Below are 3,666 nucleotides of genomic sequence, written 5' to 3'. Positions count from 1 at the left end.
AGCGCGCCGGCCGAGGGCTCGGGCAGCCGCATCCGCTGTGACCAGCCGTCCTCCTGCCGGGGACGGTTGCTGTAGGCGATCCCGCCCGCGGCGTCGTAGGACCACTCCGTCTCGGACGGACCGGTGATCGAGACGGGATCGCCGAAGACCGGGAGCCAGTAGTCCTCGAACCCGAGGTTGGCGACCTCCGCCGTCGCGTCGCGGGCCGGCCCGGACGTCGCCGGGGGCAGTGGACCGGCCAGCGGCACCCCGGGCAGCGGACGCCCGGCCTGCCAGCCGGACTGAGGCACGTAGCGCTGCAGCGTCAGCGCGCGCATGTAGACCGGCTGGTCCAGCCCGGACACCCGGAACAGGTCGCGCGGCTCGGAGCGGGTCAGCTGCCCGCGCAGCGAGGTGAACGGGTTCAGCCCGATCGCGCCGTCGGACCCGGCGCCGTCGGTGCCGGCCTCGAACCGGCCCGCGGTCCCGACGGCGGTGGCTGCGGTTCCGAGCAGCAGCGCGCCGACGACGGCGAGCGCGGCGATCGCGATCCCGCCCGGTGCCTGGCGCAGCCGGTCGCCGCGGGCGACGAGCAGCACGCCGAACCCGGCGGCCGCGGCGGCCATCGACCACCACGGCAGGAGCTGGTCGTCCAGCGCGGTGGGCACCGCGAACACGCACAGCAGCGGCACTCCGGCCGCGGCCGGCGCGCCGACGGTGACCGCCAGCCCGAACACGGCGATCGCGAGCACGCCGAACGCGAGCGTGACCAGCAACAGGATCTCCGGGCTCGCCGGGACCGGCGGGATCCCGCTGTTGATCTGGTCCCCGGCGCCGGTCAGCAGCGCGGCGAGCTCACCGAACGCGGACGGCCCGGGCAGCAGCCCGAACAGGGCGCCGTCGGTGAACGAGACGGTGACCAGCAGCACCAGGGCGACCAGCTGCCCGGGGGCGACCAGCCAGGACCGGGTGCGCAGCAGCGCGACCCCGACCGCGACCACCACGACGACGGCGAGCAGCGCGTGACCGAACCAGGCCACGCCCTGCACGGCGGTACCGACCGCGGCGCCGGCCAGCAGCACCGCGACGACGACGCCGAGCGGGGCCAGCAGGTCCTGGAACCACGCCCTCGGCGACCCCGCCCGGGGCCGGGCGGCGGGGGGCGTGCCCTCGTTCGTGCCGGGCGGGCGCGGACCGGCCGGCGCGCTCACGCCGGCGCTCCCGCCAGCGGCGCGGTGCCGCACACGGCGGCCCACGCCAGCTGCACCGGAGTCCCCGCGGTCACCACGCTGGCGTCCCACCCGGCGCGGCGCAGCCGGGCCGCGGAGTCCTCCACGGCGCTGCGCGGCGCCCGTCCCGAGCCACGGCCGGGCTCCCGGGCGGCGGATCCCCGGGCGGCGGACTCCCGGGCGGCGGACTCCCGGGCGGCCCAGCCTTCGACGTCGAGCAGCACCGCGTGCCCGCCGCGCGGGTGCGCGGCGACCAGGCCGGCGACCGCGTCCGGCGACATCGCGCCCAGCACCGCCAGCACGCCGGCCTCGGCCGGGCCCGACCCGTCGGCGGCACCGGACCCCGGGCCGCCGATCTCGCCGCCCGCGGACGGGCGCAGCACGGCCAGCGCGTCCAGGTGCCGGGCGATCTGGTCCTCGGTGCCGGCCGTGCCCGCCGGGGCCAGCACGGCGCCGTCCTCGGTGATCAGGTCCACCGACTCCCGGCGCTCCAGCAGGTGCACGCAGACGCTCGCGGCCAGCGACACCGCGTACTCCAGGCTCGACGTCGCCCCGTGCCCGCGGTGCGCGGCGTCGCGACGGTCCACCAGGACGGTGACGCCGGTCGGGTCCGGGCGCTCGTCGAGCCGCACCATCAGCTCGTCGCGGCGTGCGCTCGAGCGCCAGTGCACGCGCCGCATCTCGTCACCCTGGCGGTAGGGCCGGATCAGCACGTCCGGGCGGCCCGAGCCCTGCCGGGAGCCGCCGTCGGCGGCCCGGCCCGTCGCGGTCGAGGTGACCACCGGACGTCCGGTCAGCGGGACCACGTGCGGCAGCACCAGCAGCCGGTCGGCGTCGAGCAGGTCGCGGCTGAACTCGGCCAGGCCGAGCGGGTCGGTGGCCCGCCCGCGCAGCGGCCCGACCCGGTACGCGCCGCGGACCTGCGGGGTCAGCGGGTAGGTCACCCGGGCGCCGCGCCGTCCCAGCCGGTGCACGGTGAACCGCGGGGGGTGTCGGTCCGAGGGCCCCGCCCCGTCGGACACGGTGTCGGCGATCCGCAGCGAGCCCAGCAGCGACCCACCGGCGATCTGCAGGCCGGCCGTGGTGGTGTCCCCGGCCGGCACCCGGCCCGGCGACAGGCTGCGCGAGACCTGCAGGGTCCGCTTGGCGCGCAGGGCGGATGCCAGCGCCAGCAGGGGCAGCAGGATCACGAACAGCCCGATCCGGACCAGGTCGCGCTCGTCGAGCACGATCGCCGACACGGCCATCGCGGCGCCGCCGGCCAGCAGGCAGCGCCCGCGCACGGTCAGCCCGACCCGGCGGCGCCGCGACAGGCCGGGGTCACCGACGGAGCCCACCACCACTAACCGCGGGGCGGGGACGGGACGGCGACCCGCCCGACGCAGGTGCGGACCAGGTCGGCGGCCGACCGGCGGGCGGCGACCCCCTCCGGGCCGAGCAGCAGGCGGTGCGCCAGCACAGGCACCGCGACCGCCTGCACGTCGTCCGGGACGACGTACCCGCGCCCGGCCGTCGCGGCGTGCGCGCGGGCGGCCCGGACCAGGTGCAGGGTGGCACGCGGGGACGCGCCGAGACGGACCTCGGGCAGCGTGCGCGTCGCCCCGACGATCTCGACGCAGTAGCGGCGCACCTCGGCGGCCACGTGCAGGTTCCGGACCGAGGCGATCATCGCCCGCAGCGTGCGGACATCGGTGACCGGGCGCATCCGGTCCAGCGGCTCGGCGGCGCCGTGCTCGTCGAGCATGGCCAGCTCGGCGGCCGGGTCCGGGTAGCCGACGCTGATCCGGATCGTGAACCGGTCGCGCTGCGCCTCGGGCAGGGGATAGGTGCCGTCCATCTCCACCGGGTTCTGGGTGGCGACGACCATGAACGGGTCCCCGAGCGGGTAGGTGCCGCCGTCGACGGTCACCTGGTGCTCGGCCATGCACTCGAGCAGCGCCGACTGGGTCTTGGGCGAGGCCCGGTTGATCTCGTCGGCGATCACGACGTTGGCGAACACCGGGCCCGGCCGGAACTCGAACTCGGAGTTCTGCCGGTTGAACACCGACGTGCCGGTGATGTCGCCGGGCAGGAGGTCGGGGGTGAACTGCACCCGGCTGACCGAGCAGTCGATCGAGCGGGCGAGCGCCTTGGCCAGCGAGGTCTTGCCCACCCCGGGGACGTCCTCGACGAGCAGGTGCCCCTCGGACAGCAGCGAGACCAGCGCCAGCCGGATCGCCTCCGGCTTGCCGACGATGATCCGCGCCATGGCCGCGGCGATCCGGCCGGACAGATCGGCGACACCGGCCGGCCCCATCGGCTCGGGCTCGACGCCTGCGGCCCGGGTCGCGCCGGATGCGGCTCCGGGTGCCACGGTTCCGGACAGCGATCCGGCGGACAGCGCGGACGACGACAACGGGCCTCCTCGTAGATGGACTCCACCACCAGTCTGTCAAACCGCGCTCGATCGGGTGGCGGG

Annotated in this window: 3 protein-coding genes; all 3 read right to left on the bottom strand. The window is 77.0% G+C overall.

Annotation, left to right across the window (positions count from 1 at the left end; translation table 11 throughout):
- Nucleotides 1-1,190 (bottom strand): DUF3488 domain-containing protein (locus tag I4I78_RS31210; protein WP_218615102.1); only part of this gene is annotated, 1,190 nt, incomplete at its 3' end.
- Nucleotides 1,187-2,545, bottom strand: coding sequence for a DUF58 domain-containing protein (locus I4I78_RS31205; protein WP_218615101.1), 1,359 nt, complete (start codon nt 2,543-2,545; stop codon nt 1,187-1,189). The genes I4I78_RS31210 and I4I78_RS31205, both read right to left, overlap by 4 nt.
- Nucleotides 2,546-2,550: 5 nt before the next feature.
- On the bottom strand, nt 2,551-3,504 hold the full coding sequence (locus tag I4I78_RS31200; RefSeq protein ID WP_218615103.1) for a MoxR family ATPase: 954 nt from the start codon (nt 3,502-3,504) through the stop codon (nt 2,551-2,553).
- Between the last annotated feature and the right edge of the window lie 162 nt (nt 3,505-3,666).

The organism is Pseudonocardia sp. KRD291, assembly GCF_019263595.1.
Taxonomy (GTDB): domain Bacteria; phylum Actinomycetota; class Actinomycetes; order Mycobacteriales; family Pseudonocardiaceae; genus Pseudonocardia.
Note: the sequence above shows the minus strand (reverse complement) of the source record. Positions and strands in the feature narration are given on the sequence as shown.